Annotated in this window: 1 pseudogene; it reads right to left on the bottom strand. The window is 67.1% G+C overall.

The features are described 5' to 3' along the window. Positions 1 to 279: 279 nt before the first annotated feature. A pseudogene (locus tag P3H15_RS55095) lies at positions 280 to 480 on the bottom strand (gas vesicle protein); the annotation flags it as partial.

The raw sequence follows: 480 nt of genomic DNA, 5'->3' as shown, positions 1-480 counted from the left end.
CGATAGCCCCGTGCAGCGCCCAGGCTGTGCGCGGGCACAGGCAGTTCCGCACCCCCGTCGATCAGGTCACCCGGCACACGCTCGACGCCCCGGTTCCGATCCCCGCAACTACACCCGCTGCACCCCGCTGACCACCTGTTGAGCGGCCGCTCGATCATTGTTGCGGAGGCGGTACGCGCGTAGCGTCGACGGTGCGGATCGAGAGAGTAATCGGATTGCGGTGAAGAGCTCGAGAAGCAGTCGTCTGCTTCGTCTGCTTCGTCTGCTCCGAGGAGGCCATCACCGGTCACCCCGCGTCGATTTGCGTGACACTCGTTCCCGCTGCGGTTCTTCCTCTTCCTCCCCGCCCCCGAAGAGGCCGCCGAGCTTGTCGCCCGCCGATTCGAGCGCGCCCTTCGTCTTCGACTTGGCGGCACCCTCGGTGCCGCCGGAGACGATCTCGGACAGCCCCTTCGGTTCGCTGCCGATCTCGAGCCGGTT

Source organism: Rhodococcus sp. T2V, assembly GCF_029269925.1.
GTDB lineage: Bacteria > Actinomycetota > Actinomycetes > Mycobacteriales > Mycobacteriaceae > Rhodococcus_F > Rhodococcus_F koreensis.
Note: the sequence above shows the minus strand (reverse complement) of the source record. Positions and strands in the feature narration are given on the sequence as shown.